The 23,702-nt window shown below is 66.9% G+C and carries 17 protein-coding genes; 14 read left to right on the top strand and 3 right to left on the bottom strand.

Annotation, left to right across the window (positions count from 1 at the left end; genetic code table 11):
- Positions 1-108: 108 nt before the first annotated feature.
- From PV768_RS09325 to PV768_RS09340, 4 genes are all read left to right on the top strand, one after another.
- On the top strand, positions 109-918 hold the full coding sequence (locus tag PV768_RS09325; protein WP_323057839.1) for a sugar ABC transporter permease: 810 nt from the start codon (positions 109-111) through the stop codon (positions 916-918).
- Positions 915-2,744, top strand: coding sequence for a glycoside hydrolase family 13 protein (locus PV768_RS09330; RefSeq protein ID WP_421092869.1), 1,830 nt, complete (start codon positions 915-917; stop codon positions 2,742-2,744). Before PV768_RS09325 ends, PV768_RS09330 begins: the two co-directional genes overlap by 4 nt.
- Before the next feature lie 141 nt (positions 2,745-2,885).
- Positions 2,886-3,452 carry a type 1 glutamine amidotransferase domain-containing protein gene (locus tag PV768_RS09335; protein WP_157239724.1) on the top strand — a complete coding sequence of 189 codons (567 nt, stop codon included), beginning with the start codon at positions 2,886-2,888 and terminating at the stop codon, positions 3,450-3,452.
- 137 nt (positions 3,453-3,589) lie between these two features.
- The gene (locus PV768_RS09340) at positions 3,590-5,065 is read left to right on the top strand and encodes a DHA2 family efflux MFS transporter permease subunit (protein WP_421092870.1); all 1,476 of its coding nucleotides are present in this window, start codon (positions 3,590-3,592) and stop codon (positions 5,063-5,065) included.
- A gap of 81 nt (positions 5,066-5,146) precedes the next feature.
- Here PV768_RS09340 and PV768_RS09345 read toward each other — a convergent pair whose 3' ends face one another.
- Complete coding sequence (locus PV768_RS09345) at positions 5,147-5,983, bottom strand: alpha/beta hydrolase (protein ID WP_321215072.1); 837 nt, start codon at positions 5,981-5,983, stop codon at positions 5,147-5,149.
- Positions 5,984-6,071: 88 nt separating this feature from the next.
- A complete protein-coding gene (locus PV768_RS09350) occupies positions 6,072-6,740 on the bottom strand; it encodes a TetR/AcrR family transcriptional regulator (protein ID WP_421092871.1) in 669 nt (222 codons plus the stop codon).
- Between the two features lie 219 nt (positions 6,741-6,959).
- On the opposite strand from PV768_RS09350, the gene PV768_RS09355 reads away from it, so the two are divergent.
- From PV768_RS09355 to atzF, 5 genes are all read left to right on the top strand, one after another.
- Positions 6,960-8,462: an amino acid permease gene (locus tag PV768_RS09355; protein ID WP_323057843.1), complete on the top strand. Its 1,503-nt coding sequence runs from the start codon at positions 6,960-6,962 to the stop codon at positions 8,460-8,462.
- 90 nt (positions 8,463-8,552) lie between these two features.
- A complete protein-coding gene (locus PV768_RS09360) occupies positions 8,553-9,437 on the top strand; it encodes an urea amidolyase associated protein UAAP1 (RefSeq protein ID WP_421092872.1) in 885 nt (294 codons plus the stop codon).
- Positions 9,434-10,111, top strand: a complete 678-nt coding sequence (locus PV768_RS09365; protein WP_421092873.1) for an urea amidolyase associated protein UAAP2 — start codon at positions 9,434-9,436, stop codon at positions 10,109-10,111. Before PV768_RS09360 ends, PV768_RS09365 begins: the two co-directional genes overlap by 4 nt.
- Entirely contained in the window at positions 10,108-13,863 is a 3,756-nt protein-coding gene (gene uca, locus PV768_RS09370) for an urea carboxylase (protein WP_421092874.1), read from the top strand. The genes PV768_RS09365 and uca overlap by 4 nt, the downstream gene beginning before the upstream one ends.
- A complete protein-coding gene (atzF, locus tag PV768_RS09375) occupies positions 13,860-15,719 on the top strand; it encodes an allophanate hydrolase (RefSeq protein WP_421092875.1) in 1,860 nt (619 codons plus the stop codon). Before uca ends, atzF begins: the two co-directional genes overlap by 4 nt.
- Here atzF and PV768_RS09380 read toward each other — a convergent pair.
- Positions 15,716-16,570, bottom strand: coding sequence for an alpha/beta fold hydrolase (locus PV768_RS09380; protein ID WP_421092876.1), 855 nt, complete (start codon positions 16,568-16,570; stop codon positions 15,716-15,718). The genes atzF and PV768_RS09380 overlap by 4 nt on opposite strands.
- A 74-nt stretch (positions 16,571-16,644) precedes the next feature.
- On the opposite strand from PV768_RS09380, the gene lysS reads away from it, so the two are divergent.
- The 5 genes from lysS (at position 16,645) to PV768_RS09405 (ending at position 23,540) form a co-directional block, all read left to right on the top strand.
- Positions 16,645-18,177, top strand: a complete 1,533-nt coding sequence (gene lysS / locus PV768_RS09385) for a lysine--tRNA ligase (protein ID WP_421092877.1) — start codon at positions 16,645-16,647, stop codon at positions 18,175-18,177.
- 2 nt (positions 18,178-18,179) lie between these two features.
- Positions 18,180-18,356: a hypothetical protein gene (locus tag PV768_RS09390; protein ID WP_421092878.1), complete on the top strand. Its 177-nt coding sequence runs from the start codon at positions 18,180-18,182 to the stop codon at positions 18,354-18,356.
- Positions 18,357-18,492: 136 nt separating this feature from the next.
- The gene (locus PV768_RS09395; RefSeq protein ID WP_157239706.1) at positions 18,493-18,822 is read left to right on the top strand and encodes a histone-like nucleoid-structuring protein Lsr2; all 330 of its coding nucleotides are present in this window, start codon (positions 18,493-18,495) and stop codon (positions 18,820-18,822) included.
- A gap of 234 nt (positions 18,823-19,056) precedes the next feature.
- The gene (locus PV768_RS09400; protein WP_421092879.1) at positions 19,057-20,904 is read left to right on the top strand and encodes a PxKF domain-containing protein; all 1,848 of its coding nucleotides are present in this window, start codon (positions 19,057-19,059) and stop codon (positions 20,902-20,904) included.
- A 143-nt stretch (positions 20,905-21,047) separates the two neighbouring features.
- Complete coding sequence (locus PV768_RS09405; RefSeq protein WP_157239703.1) at positions 21,048-23,540, top strand: ATP-dependent Clp protease ATP-binding subunit; 2,493 nt, start codon at positions 21,048-21,050, stop codon at positions 23,538-23,540.
- The last annotated feature ends 162 nt before the right edge of the window (positions 23,541-23,702 follow it).

Below are 23,702 nucleotides of genomic sequence, written 5' to 3' on the forward strand. Positions count from 1 at the left end.
CAGACACGTCTCGCTCCGGTACCCCAGCAGGAACCGCAAAAGACTCCGGAGTCCCGCCGCAGGCACCCGGGAAACCGATGGTTCACAGAAGTTGGATGGCGTCACCTTGTGGCAATCGCGGCGGTGTCCGTAGCCCTGTTCCCCGTGCTGTTCATTGTCTCGGCCGCGCTGAACCCGCTGGGCACGGTGGCGTCCACCAGCCTGATTCCCCGTGAAGTGAGCTTCGTGCATTTCGAAGCCCTCTTCACGGACCCCAACCGTCCTTACCTCCGCTGGTTTGCCAACACGCTGATCATCAGTACTGTCGTCACACTTGGCCAGATTCTGTGCAGCGCCCTGGCAGCATACGCCTTTTCGCGCTTCCGCTTCAGCGGCCGGCGAATTGGCTTGCTCAGCCTTCTCCTCATCCAGATGTTCCCCCAGTTCCTCGCCGTAGTGGCGCTGTACCTCATGTTCACTTCCATCGGTGACGTCATTCCCCAGCTGGGCCTCAACACGCTCCTGGGCTACGGGCTCCTGCTCATGGGTGGCGCACTCTCGCAGGTGTGGCTCATCAAGGGATTCTTCGACTCGGTGCCGAAGGAGCTGGACGAGGCAGCAATCATGGACGGAGCGGGCCACGCCACCGTGTTCTTCCGCGTCATCTTCCCCCTGATAACCCCGATCCTGGCAGTCACCGGCCTGCTGTCCTTCATCGGCGTGCTGGGCGAATTTGTCCTGGCATCAATCTTCCTCACCGATAACGACGTCAAGACCCTGGCTGTCGGACTGTACGCCACCATCGACGCTGACCGGTCCGGGAACCTCGGCGTGTTCGCCGCAGGAGCCCTCCTCACCAGCCTGCCCGTGGTCCTGCTCTTCCAGTTCCTGCAAAAGTTCATCACCGGAGGACTCACCGCCGGGGCGGTCAAGGGATGAGCGCCACGCAGCTGTGGGACCATCCACACCATGACGGTTCCGCAATGTACGTTTCCAACCCCACTCCTGAACTGGGGGACGCAGTCACGGTGTTCCTTCGGGTTCCCCGCGCCAGCGGCGTAACGAAGGCCCTGCTGCGCGTATGCATAGACGGCGAACAGGCGCTGCTTGAGACGAGCATCGATCGTCAAAACGCGGACGAGTTCTGGCTGAAGGCTGATTTCCCGCTGGAGAACCCGGTGGTGAACTACCGCTGGCTGCTCGACGGATCCCCGAGCGGGTACCAGTGGTTCAACGGGACTGGCCTGCACACCCGCGACGTAACGGACGCCTGCGACTTCCGCATCACCGCCTACTCCCCGCCCCCCGCCTGGGCAAACAGTGCCGTCCTCTACCAGATTTTCCCGGACCGGTTTGCAAAATCAGTGGACCGGCCGGCACCGGACTGGGCCATCCCCGAGGACTGGGGAAACAAAGTGATCGGGCGGGGACCCGAAACTCCGTACCAATACTTCGGCGGAGACCTCGACGGAATCACCACCCGCCTGGAACACATTGCCTCCTTGGGGGCCGACACCGTGTATCTGACACCGATATTTCCCGCCCGTTCAAACCACCGGTACGACGCATCCAGTTTCGACCAGGTGGATCCCTTGCTTGGCGGGGATGCAGCTCTGCGCCGCCTCTCCGGGGCCCTGCATGACCGCGGCATGCGCCTGCTTGGTGACCTGACGACCAACCACTGCGGGGACGCCCACGAATGGTTCAGGACAGCGGTTGAAGATCCGCAAAGCGTCGAAGCGGGATTCTTCCTCTTCACCAACCACCCTGATGAGTACGTGTGCTGGTTCGGGCATAAATCGCTGCCGAAGTTCAACCACAGCGATCCGGAATTGCGTCGGCGCCTGTACGAGGGCGAGGATTCCGTCGTGGCCCGCTGGCTGGGACCGCACGGATTCGACGGCTGGCGCATCGACGTCGCCAACATGACGGGGCGGCACGGCACGACCGACCTCAACCACATGGTGTCCACCACGCTGCGCCGGACCATGGCTGAAGCCGATCCGGAGGCGCTGCTGCTGGCCGAACACAGTCACGACGCATCACAGGACCTGCAGGTGGATGGCTGGCATGGCGTGATGAATTACGCCGGTTTCACGCGCCCGATATGGCAATGGCTGAAGCCGCCAACCGCCGTACCGCTGGAGCCAGGGCCGTTCGTGTCCATCCCCCGGCTCTCCGGGAAAGACGTGGTCGGCTCAATGCGGGACTTCGCCGCGGCCGTACCCTGGCGCGCGGCCGCGCACGCCCTCAACCTTGTTGGGTCCCACGACACGTTCCGGGTGAGCACCCTGCTCGGGGACCCGCGGCTGGTCACGGTGGCCTTTGGACTGTTGGCCACGATGCCAGGGATCCCCATGCTGTGGGCGGGAGATGAGATCGGACAGGAGGGCGTGAACGGTGAAGATGGCCGCCGCCCCTTCCCCTGGGACAAACCGGATGAATGGGATCATGGCAGGCTGGCCACCACCCGTGCTCTTTTCCAAACGCGGAAACAGTCGGAAGCCCTTCGACAGGGCGGACTGCGGTGGCTGGCAATCGGAGATGATGCTTTTGCCTTCCTTCGTGAATCAGCCAACGAAACGGTGCTGATCCACGCCTCCCGGGCCGACCATGCCGCCATCAGGGTTCCCGCCCAGGTCGTCGGAACCAGCCTGCGCGGCCTGGCAGGAACCCCGGACCTTCACGCTGCGGCAGATGGAATGGTCACCCTGCCCGGCGCAGGGCCGGGTTTTGCCATGTGGAGCTGTGACCCGTCCGCTTAAGGGCACTGCGCCGGGGCAGAGAAAATACTCAGCTTGCTTATCACTTTCGGTGTTCCTAGGCTGGAAACTGTCAGGCAATAGCTTCCGGGGCGTGGTCCGGTGCCCTCAAGGCGCCGGACCGGCCTCAGTCGAGGAGGAACAATGTCAGAACAGAGCATCGCAGGCAAGAAGGTCGCATTCCTGTTGACGGACGGCGTCGAGCAGGTTGAACTCACCAGCCCGTGGCAGGCAGTCAAGGACGCCGGCGGCCAGCCCACCCTGGTGGCCCCGAAGAGCGGCAAGCTGCAGGGTTTCAAGGGCACGGAGAAGGGCGACACGTTCGACGTCGACCTGACCGTTGCCGAGGCCAACGCCGGTGACTTTGACGCCCTGGTGCTTCCCGGCGGCGTCGTCAACGCCGACCACCTCCGCGTGGACAAGGATGCCCAGAGCTTCACCCGCAGCTTCTTTGAACAGCACAAGCCGGTGGCCTCCATCTGCCACGGGCCCTGGCTCCTCATTGAAGCCGGCGTGCTCCGCGGACGGAACGTTACCTCGTACCACACGCTCCAGACCGACCTGAAGAACGCGGGCGCCAACTGGACGGACGAGGAAGTGGTGGTGGACCAGGGCCTGGTGACCAGCCGCAAGCCGGACGACCTGCCCGCCTTCAACGCCAAACTGGTTGAGGAAATCGCGGAAGGCCGGCACGCGGGCCAGACCGCCTAGTTCCGGATCCAACCCCGGCAGTTCCCTCAGGCTTCAGAAAAAGTTCCGGTGCGGAGGAATTACTCCACCCGGTAGAGTGTTGGCACCTGCAGCGGCCATGTTCGCGCATCATCCATACACTCCCTGAGGGAACACCCATGTCTACCGAAGTTTCTCCAAACGCCAAAGGGCAGTCAGTCCAGACCGATGGAACCAGGCCTGCCGCGCCGGAGAAGATGTCCCGTGAATCGGTGACCATCATCAGCACGCTGCTGGTGGCCACCTTCGTGGTGATCCTCAACGAGACCATCATGAACGTAGCTCTGCAGCGGCTCATGGTGGACCTCCGGGTGGATGCGCCCACAGTCCAGTGGCTCTCCACCGGCTTCATGCTCACCATGGCCGTTGTCATCCCCACCACGGGGTTCATCCTGCAGAGCCTCTCCACGCGCGCCGTCTTCCTGCTCGCCATGGGGCTCTTTGCCGGCGGTACCGCGCTCGCCGCGGCAGCTCCCGGATTTGAGGTCCTGCTGCTGGCGCGCATCGTCCAGGCGGGCGGCACGGCCATCATGCTGCCGCTGCTGATGACCACCATCCTCACCTTGGTCCCGCTGGCCAGACGCGGGGCCGTGATGGGCAACGTCAGCATCGCCATTTCCGTGGCTCCGGCCATGGGCCCCACGGTGTCCGGGCTGATCCTTGAGCATTTCACCTGGCGTTTTATGTTCGTGTTCGTCCTCCCGGTGGCCCTCGTGGCGCTCGCCATCGGCGCGAAGTACCTGACCAACGTGGGGGAGACGGAGAAGACCAAGCTCGACTTCCTCTCGGTCCTCCTGACCGTCCCCGCGTTCGGCGGGCTGGTTTACGGGCTCAGCCAGATCGGCGGCGGCCACGGCGGCCAGACCGGTCCGGGAGCGCCCGCCATCGCCGCGCTGGTGATCGGCGTCGCCAGCCTCGCCGTGTTCGTGCTTCGCCAGGTGCGGCTGCAGAAGGCCGAAGCCCCGCTGCTGGACCTGCGCGCCTTCAACTTCCGCATGTTCACTGTCTCGGTCCTGCTGATGGTGGTGGCCATGATGGCGCTGTTCGGCGGCGTGATCCTGCTGCCGCTCTACCTGCAGGAAATCCGCGGCCTCGGCTCCCTTGAGACAGGACTGGCCCTGCTGCCCGGTGGCCTTGCCATGGGCCTGCTCGGCCCGGTCATCGGCCGGCTGTTCGACAAAGTGGGGCCGCTGCCGCTGACCGTCACGGGTTCCATCCTGATGGTTTTGTCCCTGTGGCAGTTTTCCATGCTCGACGCCGGCACGTCCGTTGCGTGGATCGTCACCTTGCACGTGGGGCTGAGTTTTGGCCTGGCACTGCTGTTCACGCCGGCGTTCACCACCGGCCTGAACCCGCTGCCGCCGCACCTCTACTCGCACGGGTCCGCGATCATGAGCACCACGCAGCAGGTGGCGGGCGCAGCCGGCACAGCCCTGCTGGTGTCGATCTTCGCGGTGGTCTCGGCAGCGTCCGGCCTCGTGGCGGGGATGAGCGCCGCGTTCCTGACGGCAACCGTCATAGCCTTTGCCGCCGTCGTACTTTCCGCGATGATGCGCAAGACCGAAGGTGCCGGGCCGGGTCACGCCGCCCACTAACCCGCCCCCGGCCTGCCCAACTGAGTAGCGCCAAGTGTCGTTTTGACCGCTCAAAACGACACTTGGCGCTACCTACTTGGGCTAGCCGGCGAAGAAGTCCGCGAGCACCTTGATGAGCCTGTCCGGGGCCTTGATGACGCCGTCGTGGCCCAGGCCCGGGAGGATCGTGTAGCTGGAGCCGGAGAGGACGTCGTGGATCTGGCCGCAGGCCACGCCGAAGTACGCCGGGCTCTTTTCGCCCACCACGATCAGGGTTTCCAGCGGCAGCGCCAGGAACGGCTCGGCCGGCATGTCCGCCGCGATGATGGCCTTGATTTCCCGGACGCCGGTGCGCATCAACTCGCGCTGCTGCCTGCCCTCGGTGGTGCCGGCCGTGAGCTTGTTGGCGAGCGTCAGCATCGAGAGCGGCATGCGGGACGAAAACGAGCCCCCGGCTTCAAGCCCGCGCTGCAGGACGGCGAGGGCGCGGTCATCGTCGCCGGCGGCAGCTGCCCGCTCGTACTCGGCCGTCCAGTCAGCCTTGACGCTGTGGTTCACGGAGACCGCGGGGTCGTACACGGCCAGCCGCTCCACCGGCAGGGTCCGCGCCGCGTGCAGGGCAACGGCCCCGCCGAAGCTGTGGCCGAAGACGTCCGTGCTCGCGGTGTGTTTCATGACCGTGTCCAGGTCGCGGATGTCCACGTCCAGCGTGTAGTCCTCCGGCTGGGGCGATGACGAACCGCGGCCGCGCCGGTTGAACGTGTGCACCGGACGGCCCAGGGCCGCGCTGAGCTTCTGCGCAAACTTCGTGTAGTCCGCTGCGGTCACCATGGAAGGCGGGACAATAACAACGCCCGAACCGGCGGAAGCGAGTTCCGTGCCCGTGGAGAAGAGCTCCAGCGTGCCGCCGTCGGGGGTCCTGATGTTCTCACGCGTCATGTTCCGAGCCTAGCTGAGCAACCTGAAGGCAGGCATCACGCGCGCTGCACCCCTGGAGACATTTTCGCCTCAGCCTGCGCCGGGATGGTCAGCCCAGTTGTCCTATGAGCACTGCGCTCTGCTCCCGGATGGCAGGGAGTTCTTCGGCCAGCCCGCAGAGGATGAGCCCCGCGTCGGCCGCCTGGAGCGGCGATTCCGATGTTGCCAGTCCGTCTGCCCGCAGGTTGACCAGGGATTCGACGAGGCGGAACGCCAGGTCGCCGGGGTTCCCCGAAGCTGCGGCAGGACCTGCCGGGGACACGGCCGCGCCCAGTTCCCCGTACAGGTTCCGCAGTTCCTGCCGGTCCGCCAGGAACCGCGCGAACCGGCCGCCGCGGGTTTCGGGCAGGTGGTACAGGATTCCGAGGTTCCAGCGGGAGCTGCACAGTTGCGTGCCGTCATAAAGGGCGACGGCGTGAAGCCGGCTTCCTGGAGTCCCTTCGCCGTGGGGAAGGGCGGCTACCGCGCGGGCAAACTTCAGCCCGCCCAGCACGGTCCCCTCCAGCAGGTCCTCAAGGATGTCGTCCTTGGTTTTGAAGTGGTGGTACAGGGACGACTGCCTGATCCCCACAGCGTCGGCAATGGACCGGGTGGAGGTGTTGGCGAAGCCGTGCGTCGTGAAAAGCTCGGCCGCCGCATCCAGGATTTCGTCCCGTGCAGTCGCCCCTGGCCTGGAGGGCTGTTGGCTGCGGGGGCGTCCGGGTCCGGCTGAAGTCACGGCATCATTCTTGCACCCGGGCGGGTACGCCTTCGCCACCCCGGGCGGAGGTGAGGAGGCGGAAATACCGTGGAAACAAGATGTCCATGCGCCTTTTACAGAGGCGAAACTCGTTGGGGACATCGCGCTGGAAAACTATCAAGTGACCGGTATTCCGCAGCTTTCGGCCGAGTGCTGCAGAACCCGCGGCCCCCGCCATTCCAGCCCCCGGAGAATTCGATGACCTCAACCATTGCTCCCGCCGTCCACGCGGACGACGCGGATCTGACGTCCCTTGGCTACGAACCCACCCTCCACCGGAAACTCGGCCGCTACGCTTCCTTTGCCGCCGGCTTTTCCTTCGTCTCGATCCTGACCACCATCTTCCAGCTGTTCGCCTTCGGCTACTCGTTCGCGGGGCCGGCCTTCTTCTGGACCTGGCCGGTGGTACTGGTGGGCCAGCTCCTCGTTGCCCTCAACTTCGCGGAACTCGCCGCCCGCTACCCGCTGTCCGGAGCCGTGTACCAGTGGGCCCGCCGCGTCGGGGGAGAGGGAGTGGGCTGGTTCGCCGGCTGGTTCATGGCCATTGCCCAGGTGGTGACAGCCGCCGCCGCCGCGATCGCCCTGCAGGTGGTGCTGCCCCAGCTCTGGGACGGCTTCCAAATAGTTGGCGGTGACCCCGCGCTCAACACCGTCAGCGGAGCGGCCAACGCCGTCATCCTCGGTGCCGTCCTCCTGGTGGCCACCACCATCATCAACTCGCTCGGCGTCAAGCTGATGGCCCACGTCAACTCGGTGGGCGTCACCTGCGAGATCGTCGGCGTCGTGGCCGTCATCCTCGCCCTCATCAGCGCAGCCCAGCGCGGACCTGAGGTTGTTGCGGACACCACCGTGCTCCAGACGTCCGAGCTCGGCGCCGTGGGAGCCTTCCTGGTGTCCGGCCTGATGGCCGCCTACGTGATGGTGGGCTTCAACTCCGCCGGCGAACTCTCGGAAGAAACCAAGGACCCGCGCCGGACAGCGCCGCGCACCATTCTTTCCGCCCTGCTCATCTCGGGCATCGGCGGCGCCCTGATGATCATCACGGCCCTGATGGCCGCCCCAAGCCTCGACGACGGCCGCCTTGCCACCGAGGGCCTGCCCTACGTCCTCACCGCCGTCCTGGGCACGTTCTGGGGCAAGGTCCTGCTGGTGGACGTGGCCATCGCCATCTTCGTCTGCACCCTGGCCATCCAGACCGCCGGTTCCCGGCTGGTGTTCTCCATGGCCCGCGACGGCAAGCTGCCCGCGTCCGCCCTGCTGTCGACAGTCCACCCCACCCGGGGTACGCCCATGTGGCCGTCGATCGCCATCGGCGCCCTGGCCGTCGGCGTCCTTGCCATCAACGTTGGCAACGCCGCCCTGTTCACCACCCTCTGCAGTGTCTGCATCGTCATGGTCTACATCGCCTACCTCCTGGTCACCGTGCCGCAGCTCGTCAACAGGCTCCGCGGCGACTGGAACCGGGTGGGGCAGGCGCTGCCTGAAGGACTCTTCTCGCTGGGCCGCTGGGGGCTCCCGGTGAACATCCTCGCCGTCCTCTACGGCGCCGTCATGGTGGTCAACCTTGCCTGGCCGCGTCCGGAGGTCTACGACCCCTCCGGCGAAAACGGACTCCTCCTTTACTCAGCGCCGCTGATGGTCGCCGTCGTCCTGCTCCTGGGGATGTGGGTCCGACGCCGGAACCTGGCTTCGAAGGCCTGACGCGCCGGAGCTCCACCCCGGCTTGCGGAACAACAGCTCCGGGAACAACCACGCGCAACGAACCGCGCTCCAGAACAACACGGGATAGACATGACTCAAGTAACCGAAAGCCCGGCATCGGCCGGAACCGCCACCACGGAAGGCGCCCGCGCCCATGCCAGGGAGCAGCACGGCAGGGCCGTTGACACGATGCGGTTTGTGCCCGCCGCCTCCGCGCCCGACCGCCTGACCGCCGGCCTCACCGGGGACGCCGCCGCCCAGCCCACCTGGGCCGAATCCCTCGCCTTCGGGCGCTACACCACCATGACCCTGGCCCGGGGCACCAGGATCAGGCTCACGGACACCTCCGGCGACGCCTGCGTGCACGCCCTCCTCTACCGCGCCGGAGCCCTGCACGAACGGCTCAACATCGCGGACACCGTCAAGGTGCCCTGGCAGGCCTACCCCTCAACAGGCCACCCGCTGCTTTCCGACGCCGGCCGCCTGATGGCCACGATCGTCGCCGATGCCTCCTCCCGCCACGACGCCCTGACGGGCGCCACCACACTGGCGGGCAACACGGCACGGTACGGTGCGGGCACCGCCCACAGTGGATCCCCTGCCGCCCGCGAGCTGCTTACCCTCGGAGCGCTCAAGAACGGGCTTGGCCCGCGTGACGTGGCGCCGTCGCTGACCCTCTTCAAGGGCATCACCGTGGACCCTGCCGGCAGCATCACCTTCACCGGGAGCGCCGGGCCGGGCGCCGCCGTCGAACTACTGCTCCAGCTGGACACCGTGCTGGTACTGGCCAACACCGCCCACCCCCTGGACCCGCGCCCTGACTTCACCGGGACTGCCGTCGACATCGTGGCCTGGCATGCGCCGCTGGACCTGGCGGCACTGGAATCCGGAGCACTCACCGGGCCCCTGGCTCCCGAACACCTGCAGGCACTGCACAACACCGAACACGATCTGACCGCGAGGAACGCCCGATGAACACCGCCACCTTCGCCGCTCCCGCAGCAGGCGCCCGCGACATTGCCCTGGCTCCCGGCGACGTGGTCCTCGACGAGCTCGTCGAGGCGCGCGGCCCCTGGTCCGCCGTCGTCTCCGCCGGCGACGTGCTGACCATTGTGGACCTGGAAGGCAACCAGGCCGTGGACTGCCTGCTGTACGCGGCGGACGACACCTCCGTGCGGTACTCCGCCGCCGTCACCATTGCGCAGCAGCAGTCGATTGTCCTGACCACGGGTTCCGTCCTGCGGGCGGAAACCGGCGCGCCCCTGATGACAGTCGTCGCAGACGAAGTGGGCGTGCACGACACCATCGGCGGCGCCTGCTCACAGGAATCGAACACCCTCCGCTATGGCCAGCACACCCGCGAACAGCACGCCTGCGTGGAGAACTTCCTGATCGAGGGCTCGCGCTGGGGCCTGGGCAAACGGGACCTGGTGTCCAACATCAACTGGTTCATGAACGTCCCGGTGGACCCGGACGGCGCCCTGGGCATCGTGGACGGGCTGTCCGCCCCCGGGAAGCGCGTGGCGCTGCGGGCCGAGGTGGACACCCTGGTGCTGGTGTCCAACTGCCCGCAGGTCAACAACCCCTGCAACGGCTTCAACCCCACCCCTGTCCGCATGATCGTCACCCGGCCGGAGGCTGCACTGTGAACTCCATTGACGCGTCGAACACGTTCGACACCCTCCTGATCGCCAACCGCGGCGAAATCGCCTGCCGCATCATCGAATCCGCGAAGAAGCTGGGACTGCGTACCGTTGCCGTCTTCTCCGAGGCGGACCGCGGCGCCAAGCACGTCCGGCTCGCCGACGAGGCTGTACTGCTGGGGCCCGCGCCGGCCAAGGAGTCCTACCTCCGGGTGGACGCCATCCTGGCGGCGGCAAAGGAAACCGGCGCCGGCGCCATCCATCCCGGCTACGGCTTCCTCTCCGAGGACGCCGCCTTCGCCGAGGCCGTGGAAGCGGCGGGACTGGTCTTCGTGGGCCCCACCGCCGAGCAGCTGCGCATCTTCGGCACCAAGCACACAGCGCGCGACGCCGCGCGGGCAGCCGGGGTGCCGATGATCGCCGGTTCAGGGCTGCTTGGGGACGTGGACGACGCCGTTGCGGCCAGCACCGCGATTGGCTTCCCGCTGATGCTCAAGGCCACCGGAGGTGGCGGCGGGATCGGCATGACGGTCTGCCGCAACGAGGCCGAGCTCGTGGACAGCTTCCCCCGCGTGGCCCGCCTGGCCGGGGCCAGCTTTGGCACCGCAGGGGTTTTCGCCGAGCGGTACGTGGAGAACGCCCGGCACGTCGAGGTGCAGATCTTTGGCGACGGCGAGGGCCGTGTGGTCAGCCTGGGCGACCGCGACTGCTCCCTGCAGCGCCGCCACCAGAAAGTCCTCGAGGAGGCACCCGCGCCGGACCTGCCGGAGGAGCTGCGCGAAGAACTCCACCGCAGCTCCCGGGCCCTCTGCGCCTCCCTTAACTACCGCTCGGCCGGCACGGTCGAGTTCGTCTACGACTCCGCCCGCAAGGAAGCGTCCTTCCTGGAAGTGAACGCCCGGCTCCAAGTGGAGCACCCCGTCACCGAAGCCGTCACCGGGGTGGACCTGGTGGAATGGATGCTCCGCCTGGCCCAGGGCGGCGGCCAGGCCGCCACCGTCCTTGAAGAAGTGCCGGACAGCCTGCCCGTGACCGGCCACGCCGTGGAAGCGCGCGTGTATGCCGAGGATCCGGCCCGCGGCTTCCAGCCCAGCGCCGGAACCGTCACCAACGCCGCCTACCCCGCAACGGCGGACGTCCGGGTGGACGCCTGGGCCGAAACGGGCACCGAAGTGTCCACCAACTACGACCCCCTCCTGGGCAAGATCATCACCTCCGGCACTGACCGCACCGAAGCCCTTGACCGGCTGGCCGCCGCGCTCGCCGGCACCAGGATCGACGGCATCGAGACCAACTTTGGGCTGCTCCGCGCCGCCACCGCCCTGGACGTGGTCCGCAGCGTCGAGCACTCCACGAGCACCCTGGACAACGTGGGCGACCCCGAACCGCGCATCACCGTGGGCCGCCCCGGGCTGCAGACCAGCGTGCAGGACTGGCCCGGCCGGACCGGACTGTGGCAGATCGGCGTCCCGCCGAGCGGGCCCATGGACGACCTGTCCTTCCGGCTCGGCAACACCGCCCTGGGCAACCCGGAAGGTGCGCCCGGCCTGGAATTCACCATGACCGGCCCCAGCCTGGCCTTCACGCACGCCACCACTGTCTGCGTCACCGGCGCGGAGGTGGCAGTGACGGTTGACGGGCAGGAGGTGCCCGCCTGGACGCCGGTGACGGTCCCCGCGGGAGGAACGCTCGACGTCGGCACGGCCGGCGGCAAAGGCCTGCGCGGCTACATCCTGTTCCAGGGCGGCCTGGACATTCCGCAGTACCTGGGCAGCGCCTCCACCTTCACGCTCGGCCAGTTCGGCGGGCACGCCGGACGGGTCCTGCGCGCCGGCGACGTGCTTCGCGCCGTTGCCCCGTCCGCCGGCGCACCTGAAGAAGCCCCCGCAGCAGCAGTGCCCCTCGACAGCCGTCCCGCCCTTAGCTCCACTTGGGAACTCGCCGTGACGGAAGGCCCGCACGGTGCCCCGGAGTTCTTCCAGCGCGAAGACATCGAAGAGCTGTATGCATCCGAGTACGAGGTCCACTTCAACTCCGCCCGCACCGGCGTCCGGCTGACCGGCCCCAAGCCGCGCTGGGCCAGGACCGACGGCGGCGAGGCCGGACTGCACCCGTCCAACATCCATGACACCGCGTACTCGGTGGGTGCCCTGGACTTCACCGGCGACACCCCCATCCTGCTCGGCCCGGACGGCCCCAGCCTGGGCGGGTTCGTCTGCCCGGTCACCGTGGTGACCGCCGATCGCTGGAAGCTCGGCCAGCTCCGGCCGGGGGACAAGGTCCGGTTCGTTCCCGTCCGCGTCAGCCAGGCGCCGTCGGCCAGGGACCTCGGCCCCGGCCGGCAGCTGGTGCTGCCCGGCGACGCCGGCTGGTCCGGGGACCTGTCGAAGGCCACTGCCGCTGCCGCCAGCCTGCCTGCCCCGCGCGGGGATGGCGACGACGGCGTGCTGGGCCGGGTGCCGGAAGGTCCCGGCCGTCCCGCGGTCACCTACCGCCGCTCCGGCGACGACAACCTGCTTGTGGAGTACGGCGAAATGGTCCTGGACCTCGGCCTCCGCGCCCGGGTGCACGCCCTGCACCAGCACCTCGAACAGCTCCGCGTTCCGGGCATCGTGGACCTCACCCCGGGCATCCGCTCCCTGCAGGTCAAGGTGGATCCCGCGGTCCTGTCCACGAAGCGCCTGCTGGGACTGGTCCGGGAGATCGAGGCGGCACTGCCGGCGAGTTCCGAGCTGGTGGTTCCCAGCCGCACCGTCCGGCTGCCGCTGTCCTGGGACGACCCCGCCACCCGCGAGGCAATCGAACGCTACATGGCGGGCGTCCGCGACGACGCCCCCTGGTGCCCCTGGAACATCGAATTCATCCGGCGGATCAACGGCCTGGACTCGGTCAATGACGTCTTCGACACCGTGTTCAACGCCGAGTACCTGGTCCTCGGGCTGGGCGACGTCTACCTTGGCGCCCCGGTGGCCACGCCGCTGGATCCCCGGCACCGCCTGGTCACCACCAAGTACAACCCCGCCCGCACCTGGACCCCGGAAAACGCGGTGGGCATCGGCGGCGCGTACATGTGCATCTACGGCATGGAAGGACCTGGCGGCTACCAGTTCGTAGGCCGCACCACCCAGGTCTGGTCGCGCTACGCGGAGTCCGCCCCGTTCGAGCCCGGTTCGCCGTGGCTGCTGCGCTTCTTCGACCGGATCTCCTGGTACCCGGTCAGCCCCGAGGAACTCCTGGATCTCCGCGCGGACATGGCCGCCGGCCGCGGCCGCGGAGTGGAGATCGAGGACGGAACCTTTTCGCTGGCCGAGCACGAGGTGTTCCTCGAGGAGAACCGAGAGTCCATCGCGGCGTTCCGGGAAAAGCAGGGCGAGGCATTCGCCGTGGAACGGCAGGCATGGGCCGACGCCGGCGAGTTCGACCGCGCTGACGCCCTGGCCGCTGTCATCTCACCGGTGGCAGATGAGGTGACTGTTCCCGACGGCGGGTCCCTCGTGGCCGCGCCGTTCGCCGCGAGCGTCTGGAAGGTTGACGTGGCGGAAGGCGACCGGGTGGTGCAGGGCCAGGCGCTGATCTCCCTGGAGGCGATGAAAATGGAAACCGTCCTGGAAGCTCCCTGTGACGGCGTTGTGCTCCGGGTCCTGCCGGCCGCCGGTTCGCAGGTGGTGGCGGGAGAGGCAGTGGTGGTCCTCGGCAGCGCGGATGCGGAGTCCGTGTCCGTTACCGAAGCACAGGAACTGGAAGAGGCAACAGTATGAGCACCGTAACCACCGGCCCGGCCGGCACGCGGGTCAAGGCGGCGCTGGCCGCACTGGATGCAGGGGACCGTCCGGAAATCTGGATCACCCTGCGCAGTGCGGATGACCTCCTGGCGGAGGCCGCCGCCATCGACACGGCGGTGTCGGGTGGAGCCCGACTGCCGCTGGCCGGGCTCCTGCTCGCCGTCAAGAACAACGTTGACGTCGCGGGAATCCCCACGACGGCCGCATGCCCCGGCTTCGCCTACCTCCCGGAGAAGGACGCCGAAGCGGTGGCCCGCCTCCGTGCCGGCGGCGCCCTGGTGCTGGGCGCCACCAACCTGGACCAGTTCGCCACCGGCCTGGTGGGCACCCGCAGCCCGCACGGGGCGGTCCGGGATTCCCGCCGACCGGACTACATCTCCGGCGGCTCCAGCTCCGGCTCGGCAGTCGCTGTGGCCCTTGGCCTGGCGGACATCGCCGTCGGAACGGACACCGCCGGGTCGGGCCGCGTGCCCGCCGGGCTGCAGGGGATCGTGGGCATCAAGCCGACGCTGGATGTTGTGTCCACCGCCGGCGTCGTGCCCGCATGCCGGTCCTGGGACGCCGTCACCATCTTCGCCCGCCACCTCTCGACGGCGGAGCTCGCCATGGGCGTGATGGCGGGAGGAGCCCGGTCCTGGCCGGCGGACATCCGGCTGGCGGCACCGGAAAAGCCGCGGGTCGCCTATCCCGCAACCCTGCCGGCGCTGCCGGACGCCTGGGCAGCCGAATTCCACCGCAATGTGGACCGGCTCAAGGGACTGGGCGTGGAGGCGGAGGCGATCGAATTCGATGCCTTCCTCGAGGCCGCCCGGCTGCTGTACGACGGCGGGCTGGTGGCGGAGCGCCACGCCGCTGTCGGCAGTTTCCTGGCAAAGTACGACGGCGGCGCGCGCAGCCAGGCGGGCATCGACCCCACCGTGGAATGCATCATCCGGGCGGCCGGCAGCGTGCCCGCCCACCGGTACGTGGCTGACACGGCCAAGCTGGAAGCGTTGAAGCAGCAGGCGATGGCGCGGCTGGAAGGGTTTGACGCCCTGCTGATCCCCACCGCCCCGTTCCACCCCACCCTTGCCGACGTGGCCGCGGACCCGGTGGGAGTGAACTCGCTGATGGGGACGTACACGAACTTCTGCAACCTGTTTGACCTCAGCGCTGTTGCGGTGCCGGCCGGCACGGTGGACGGCGCGCAGTTCGGGCTGACCGTGGTGGCACGGACGTTCGAGGACGCCGTTGCCGCGGACATCGCCCGGCTCCTTGAAGTGACCCCCGAAGCGCCTGCCCTCTTCGCTCGTGCCCTTCACGAGCCTGGCGCGGCGCCGGCGGCTGCCGGCGAAGCTGCCCAGCCGTCGTCGTCCGTTCCCTGGCCGGTGGCCGCAGGCGCAACCGCCGTGCCGCTGGTGGTGGTCGGCGCGCACCGGAAGGGGCAGCCCCTGGCCCGCCAGCTGGAGGAGCTCGGCGCCGCCTGGGACGGCCCCGTCCGTACCGCGGCCCGCTACCGGATGGTGTCCCTGGACACCGAACCGCCGAAGCCCGGGGTGTACCGTGCGGAGGACGGCGGAGCCGAGCTTGTGGGAGAACGGTGGCTCGTGTCCCCGGCCGGGCTGGGGGAGTTCCTGGCTGCCCTGCCAGAACCCATGCTGCTCGGATCAATCCAACTGGCCGACGGTTCCCGGGCTGTGGGGTTCGCCTGCGATGCGGTGGCCGCCGCACAGGGGGAGGACATCACGCTCTACGGCGACTGGCTGGCCGCCAAGGACCATCTGTCCAGGCGCAAGAGCGTGGGGCAGGACCTCGGGGACGCCGCGCTGGCAGGGTCCAGCCGCGGAGCCTAGCCCTTGAAGTACGTGGAAATGTCGGTGACCAGTTCGCCCACGGCAGCCGGGATGGAACCGTGGAAGCACTTGGGGGAGAGCTCGTAGGTGCTGCCGGGGACCGCAGCGTGCAGCCGCTCGGCCGTTGCCTTGTAATAGCCGGGACTCTTGCCGCCCGCCATGAAGTGGGTGTTGGCAGGAAGCACGCTGAAGTCCCTGGCATGGTCCGCCTCCTTGTAGGCGGCCCGCAGCTCGCCCACACCGCTGGGCATGACTTCCTGGAACATCCGGTTCACCTTGGTCCGGGACAGCACGGCCATCAGCCCGGCAAGGACGGGCTCGGGGATCCTCGCCAAAGCCGAACCCGGTTTGGTGGCCTTCTTCATATGGGCCAGGGCATGGCCCACCTTGCCGTTGTTCACGGCGTCCTCGAACCCGTCCAGCCAGCCGGTGTCGATGCTGCCGTCGATGTTCACGGCGGCGTCGTACACCGCAAGCTTGTCCGGCACGTACGCGGTGCCGGTGAACTCCTGGACCGCGTTGAGGGCCACGGATCCGCCGAGGCTGTGGCCCAAGATGTTCCTAGCGCCCGTGGCGTCCAGGACCGTGCGCACATCCGCGATCTCGGTGGCCATGGAGTAGTCCGCTGGCTGCTCCGACGAGCTTCCCCGCCCGCGGCGGTCATACACGTCAACGGCCCACCCGTCGCCGAGGCCCTTCGCCAGGGCCACGGAAAAGGGCCGATAGATCAGGGCGGTGAGGAAGGCCCCGCCGATCAGCAGCACCCGGCGGTCTCCCGGCGCATCTTCGGTGCCGTAGCTGTACAAAGCCAGCCGGCCGCCGTCGTGCGTTGGAAGTACCTGTTCTTTCACCACCCCATCCTAGGCAGGCGCCTGCGGGGCAGCCGCGAAGCCGGGCTGTCCAACTCCCGGTAAACTTGGGGATTGTGACTTCCCAAAACACCCCCGCGCCCAAGAACGCCCCAGAGCCCCTCGACGCCAGCGAGCAGATGCGGTTCCGCATGGAGAAGCGCGCCAAACTGATCGAGCGCGGCACCGAGGCGTACCCGGTGGGCGTGGAGCGGACGCACTCCCTCGCCGAAATCCGCGAGAAGTACGCCCATCTTGAGGCGGACGACACCACGGGGGACACCGTGGGAGTCACCGGCCGCGTGGTGTTTATCCGCAACACCGGCAAGCTGTGCTTCGCCACCCTCCAGGAGGGCGGCACCGACGGCAAGGGAACCCGGCTCCAGGCCATGCTGAGCCTCGCCAACGTGGGCGAAGAGGCGCTCGCGGACTGGAAGGCCCTGGTTGACCTCGGCGACCACGTGTTTATCAAGGGCGAGGTCATCTCCTCCCGCCGCGGCGAACTGTCCGTCATGGCAGAGTCCTGGTCCATGGCCTCCAAGGCGCTCCGCCCGCTGCCGGTGCTGCACGCGGAACTGAACGAAGAGACCCGTGTCCGCCAGCGCTACGTGGACCTGATGGTCCGCGACGAAGCCCGCGAAATGGTCTACACCCGCGCCGCCATCACCCGCTCCATCCGCGAAACACTCTTCCGCCACAGCTACGTGGAGGTGGAGACCCCCATCCTCAACCTGGTCCACGGCGGCGCGCTGGCGCGTCCGTTCGAGACCCACATGAACGCCTTCGACCAGAAGATGACCCTGCGCATCGCCACCGAGCTCTACCTCAAGCGCGCTGTGGTGGGCGGGATCGACCGCGTCTACGACATGGGCCGCGTGTTCCGCAACGAGGGCGTGGACTCCACCCACAGCCCGGAGTTCACCACCCTTGAGTGCTACGAGGCGTGGGCTGACCAGTTCGTGATGGCCGAGCGCATCAAGGAGATCATCCTCGACGCCGCCGACGCCGTGGGTGCCGGACGTGTCCTCCAGACGGACGCCGGGGAGATTAACCTCGACGGCGAGTGGGCCTGGCTTGCCGTGTACCCGGGGCTTTCCGACGCCGTTGGCCAGGAAGTCACGCCGGACACTCCGCTGGAGGTGCTCCGCGACATCGCCGCAAAGCACGAGGTCAAGGTGGACCCGAAGTGGGATGCCGAGAAGCTCGCTGTCGAGTTGTTCGGCGAGATCGTGGAGCCCACGCTGCTGAACCCCACCTTCGTCTACGATTACCCGCCGTCCGCCCAGCCGCTGGCCCGTCCGCACCGCGAGGACGGCCGCCTGATCGAAGCCTGGGACCTCATCATCGGCGGAATGGAACGCGGCACCGCCTTCTCCGAGCTGATCGACCCCGTTATCCAGCGCGAACGCCTGACCGAGCAGTCACGCCATGCGGCCGCCGGGGACGACGAGGCAATGCAGCTGGACGAGGACTTCCTGCGTGCCCTTGAGTACGGTGCTCCGCCGATGGGCGGAATCGGACTGGGGATCGACCGGCTCGTCATGTTGTTCACGGGCGCCGGAATCCGCGAAACGATTCTCTTCCCGTTGCTCAAGCCGGAAGGGCACTGACCGTGGAATATGTAGCTGTCCTTCTTCCGTCCGTGGTGGTGGGCCTGCTTTTCTGGTTTGCCATGAAGTCGATTTTCAATGCGGACAAAGCAGAGCGCCAGGCGGAAGCACAGGCCCAGGCAGAAGCCGAAGCTAAGGCGGCATCCCCGGCGGACCGGCCGGACCCGGAATCGAATTGATAAACCCCTGGCTTTTCCCTCCAATATCCCCCGGAACCATTTGCCGCTTTGACGCGTTGCCATAAAGGGAGTCATACTTTTAACGAAACATCCTGCTTTTCTGCACACCGAACCCTTTCCAAAAGGAAGTCTTTTAATGGCACAGAAAGTAAACATCATCCTCGTTGATGATCTGGATGGGGGATCCGCAGACGAGAATGTGAAGTTTGGCCTTGACGGGACGAACTACGAGATCGATCTTTCGGCGGCAAACGCCGCTGAACTTCGTTCTTCGCTGGAACGTTTTGTTGCAGCCGCACGGAAAACTTCCGGCGGCCGCCCGGCCCGGGCCAAAGCTGCATCGGGGGGACGCAGCCACGACTCTGCACAGATTAGGCAATGGGCCCGCGAAAACGGCTACACGGTTAACAGCCGCGGCCGAATTCAGGCCGAAATCCAGGAAGCCTACCAAAAGGCCCATTCCTAGCTTCGCGTCCCATTCCGCAGAAAACCCTGCCTTCGCCATCCGGCGGCGGCAGGGTTTTCAGCTTAAGCCAGCAGCGGGCAGCGGGAGAAATGCTTGGAAGTCCGGGGTGCTGCGCGTATCGTTGCCCTACTTGCCGATTCGATTGCGGGTAATCAATGGGCGGGGAGGGCGCGATGCCGGTCTGGGACGCTGGCTTATTCTGCCCGTTTCAACTTTGTGCAGTGGGAGACGATGATGTCTGGAAAACTTACGCCCCGGCGGTTTGCGGCTGTCCTCTGTGGCCTTGTGGTGCTCTTGGCGGCGCCGCTCGGTCCTATGGCGTTTTCGGACCACGCCTCTGTTTCGGTGGGTGCCGTGCCGCATTCCACCGAGTTGGTCGCCAGCGTTGATTCCGGAGTTGAACCGCTAACTGAGATCACCTACGAGGTTTTCGCGGCAGACGACGATGGATCCACCCCGGTGGCCGCAGCCAAAGCGGAACGCGTTTTCGGTACCGTGCCCTTCCATCTGCCGGATGGCCGCTATAAAATCCGGGCCAGCTCTCCCGGGTTCCTGGAGAGCTGGTACACATCTACCGCAGGGGCCGGGGAAAATTCCATCTCCGAATTGCTTACGTACCAGGAGAGCAGGACCTTTGCCACCGCGGACGTGATTATTGTTGACTCCCTCGCCCCTGCCAACTCCAGCTGGACCCATGACGGGTGGGCGGTTCTCCATGCGGCCGCATCCTCCATCTCCGGGGCTGTCGCCAGCAGATCCGACGGCGGGGCCGGGTCGCTACTCAGCGGTGTCCGCGTCGAGTTGCATGATGCGGCAGCTGCACCGGCAACCAGCCTGGTTGGGGAGGCGCTGCGTACCGACGCCAACGGCTACTACACCTTTGAGGGCGTGGCGCCGGGCACGTACCAAGTGCGTTTCGTCAAGGAAAGTCCCGGAGAAGGAACCACTGAGCGCTGGTGGCCGGAGACGGCGCACCGCGCCGAAGCGGAGGTTATCACCCTTACCGGCAACAACCACTTCAATCTCGCCTATGCCGTTTTCCCGCCTTCAGTGCCCGTTGATGCGGCGCGCGTCCTGACTCTGTCCGGCCAGCCGGCCCTGGGGGCAACCCTCGCCGCCGCTCCGGATTTCGTTGAGGCGGGACCCTTCGGGGAGCCCTGCCTCCAGCGGTACACCTGGTTCCTCGGCACCGACCTGGTGGAAGATGCATACGGCCCCACCTTCGTTGTTCCCCTCGACGCCGGGGGGAAATCTGTATCTGCGCGGCTCGACATTGCAGGTATCGGCTGCACCTACACGGCCCTGGCCAGCAACTCCATCGGGCCGGTGGACCCCGGCCTCACTGCGGTAGGAAATGACGTGGTCGCTGCGCCTGTGGACAATACCGGCCAGGCCCCCGCCACGCTGGAGTTCGGACAAGTAACGACGGCGGGGAACACCACCGTCACCCGTCTCGGTTCTGAAGCTGCCCCGCCTGCCGGCAGCTTCTCATCCCTTACCGACCCGCCTCTGTACTACGATATCGAAACGAGTGCGGTCTTCGACGGCGCACTCGGCGTGGAAGTCTGCATCACCTTCGACACCGCCGACATGACCCAGACGCAGGCGGCGGGGCAGCGCCTGTACCACTACGTGGATGGAGCGTGGGAGGACATCACGGTGAGCAGCGGCACGGGAAGGGTCTGCGGTGTGACGCATTCCTTCTCACCTTTTGCCGTCGGCCAGCCGCATTGGCCATTCACCGGATTCCTGCAGCCGGTGGACACCGGCGGTGTCCTGAATGCAATGACCGCCGGGGCTTCGGTGCCCCTCAAATTCGGCGTGGGCGGTAACCTGGGGCTGGACATCCTGGCCGGCGGAGCGCCGTCGTCGTCTGCGATCGCGTGTCCGGGCGGCACCGCGCCGGACGACATCGAGCAGACTGTTGCCGCCGGAACCAGCCTGCTGAGCTACAACGCGGGCAGCGATACGTACACTTTCGTCTGGAAAACCGAGAAGGCATGGGCCGGTTCCTGCCGCCAGCTGGAGCTCGGGTTCAATGACGGGACGGTTCATACGGCGCTGTTCCACTTCCGGAAGTAGGAAGCCTGTTCCGGGCAATACGGTAGCCGCACCCCGAACACTCCCTGCGGATTCGCACCATGTTTCCCCTGTGGCGAACACGCTCCACAACCGGGGGCCAGCCACGTAGCATCAAAGTACGTCGTAGCTAGGAGTGTGGCGAAATGTTTGAGCGATTTACGGACCGTGCCCGTCGCGTAGTTGTGCTTGCCCAAGAAGAGGCACGCATGCTGAACCACAATTACATCGGTACCGAACACATCCTCTTGGGTCTTATCCATGAGGGTGAGGGTGTTGCCGCCAAAGCTCTTGAGTCCTTGAGCATTTCGCTCGACGGCGTTCGCGAGCAGGTGCAGGAGATCATCGGACAGGGCCAGCAGGCGCCGTCCGGCCACATCCCCTTCACGCCCCGTGCCAAGAAGGTGCTGGAGCTCTCGCTGCGCGAAGCCCTCCAGCTGGGCCACAACTACATCGGCACGGAGCACATCCTGCTGGGCCTCATCCGCGAAGGTGAGGGTGTTGCTGCCCAGGTGCTGGTCAAGCTCGGCGCCGACCTGAACCGGGTCCGCCAGCAGGTCATCCAGCTCCTGTCGGGCTACCAGGGCAAGGAGACCACCGGCGCAGGCGTCGGCTCCGGGCAGCCCGAGGGCACGCCCGCAGGGTCTGTGGTCCTGGACCAGTTCGGCCGCAACCTCACCCAGGCTGCGCGCGAGAACAAGCTGGACCCCGTCATCGGGCGCGAGCAGGAGATGGAACGCGTCATGCAGGTCCTCTCCCGCCGCACCAAGAACAACCCGGTCCTGATTGGTGAGCCGGGCGTCGGCAAGACGGCCGTCGTCGAGGGCCTGGCCCAGGCGATTGTCCGCGGCGACGTCCCCGAAACCATCAAGGACAAGCAGCTCTACACCCTGGACCTGGGGTCCCTGGTGGCAGGCTCGCGTTACCGCGGTGACTTCGAAGAGCGCCTGAAGAAGGTCCTCAAGGAGATCCGCACGCGCGGCGACATCATCCTCTTCATCGACGAAATCCACACCCTTGTGGGCGCGGGTGCCGCTGAAGGAGCCATCGACGCCGCTTCCATCCTGAAGCCCATGCTGGCCCGCGGCGAGCTGCAGACCATCGGTGCCACCACGCTGGATGAGTACCGCAAGCACATCGAAAAGGATGCCGCGCTGGAGCGCCGCTTCCAGCCGATCCAGGTCAAGGAACCCTCCGTGGCGCACGCCATCGAGATCCTCAAGGGGCTGCGTGACCGCTACGAGGCGCACCACCGCGTCACCATCACCGACGGCGCCCTGGCCTCTGCTGCGAGCCTCGCCGAGCGCTACATCTCGGACCGCTTCCTGCCGGACAAGGCGATCGACCTGATCGACGAAGCCGGTGCCCGGCTGCGCATCCGCCGCATGACCGCTCCGCCGGAGCTCAAGGCCATGGACGAGCGCATCGCCAAGCTGAAGATGGAAAAGGAGTCCGCGATTGACGCGCAGGACTTCGAAGGTGCCGCCGCGCTCCGCGACAAGGAGCAGAAGATGATTTCCGAGCGCGCGGAGAAGGAGCGCCACTGGAAGTCCGGCGGCATGGACGACATCTCCGAGGTGGATGAGGATCTCATCGCCGAGGTGCTGGCGAACTCCACCGGCATCCCCGTGTTCAAGCTGACCGAGGAGGAGTCCTCGCGCCTGCTGAAGATGGAAGACGAACTGCACAAGCGCGTGGTGGGCCAGAACGAGGCCATCAAGGCCCTCTCCCAGGCCATCCGCCGTACCCGCGCAGGGCTCAAGGACCCCAAGCGTCCCGGCGGCTCGTTCATCTTCGCCGGCCCCACCGGCGTCGGCAAGACCGAGCTGGCCAAGGCACTCGCTGAGTTCCTGTTCGGTGAAGAGGACGCCCTCATCACCCTGGACATGTCCGAGTACTCCGAGAAGCACACCGTCTCGCGGCTCTTTGGTGCCCCTCCGGGCTACGTGGGCTACGAGGAAGGCGGCCAGCTGACCGAGAAGGTCCGCCGCCGTCCGTTCTCCGTGGTGCTGTTCGACGAAGTTGAAAAGGCCCACGCGGACCTCTTCAACTCGCTGCTGCAGATCCTGGAAGACGGCCGCCTGACCGACTCCCAGGGCCGCGTGGTGGACTTCAAGAACACCGTGATCATCATGACCACCAACCTGGGTACCCGGGACATCTCCAAGAGTGTGGCCACCGGCTTCCAGTCCGGCACCGACACGCAGACCGGCTACAACCGCATGCGTGCCCGTGTGACCGAGGAGCTCAAGCAGCACTTCCGCCCCGAGTTCCTGAACCGTGTGGACGACGTCGTGGTGTTCCCGCAGCTCACCCAGGACGAGATCATCGAGATCGTGGACCTGTTCGTCACCCGGCTGGAGAAGCGCCTCAAGGACAAGGACATGGGCATCGAGCTCACCAAGGCCGCCAAAGTGCTCCTCGCAACCCGCGGCTACGATCCCGCCATGGGTGCCCGGCCGCTGCGCCGGACCATCCAGCGCGAGATCGAGGACCAGCTCTCCGAGAAGATCCTGTTCGGCGAGATCCACCCCGGCGACATCGTCGTTGTGGACGTGGAAGGCGAAGGCGACGACGCGAAGTTCACCTTCGCCGGCAACGCCAAGCCGCGCATCCCGGAAATCGCCCCGAGCGTCTAAGCCCCAAAGCCGAAGGCCCCGCCAGCTCCTCGAGCAGGCGGGGCCTTCGCTTTGCCGCCGGTCCCGTCAAAGTGTTGGCATCCGGCGGTCACCCGTGGCTAAGTCGCTGCGGCACCGGAGTCATTTGCCGCTTGCTGCTCCCCCGTCGCGTTGACGCAAGCT

It is taken from the genome of Pseudarthrobacter sp. CC4, assembly GCF_048957775.1.
Taxonomy (GTDB): domain Bacteria; phylum Actinomycetota; class Actinomycetes; order Actinomycetales; family Micrococcaceae; genus Arthrobacter.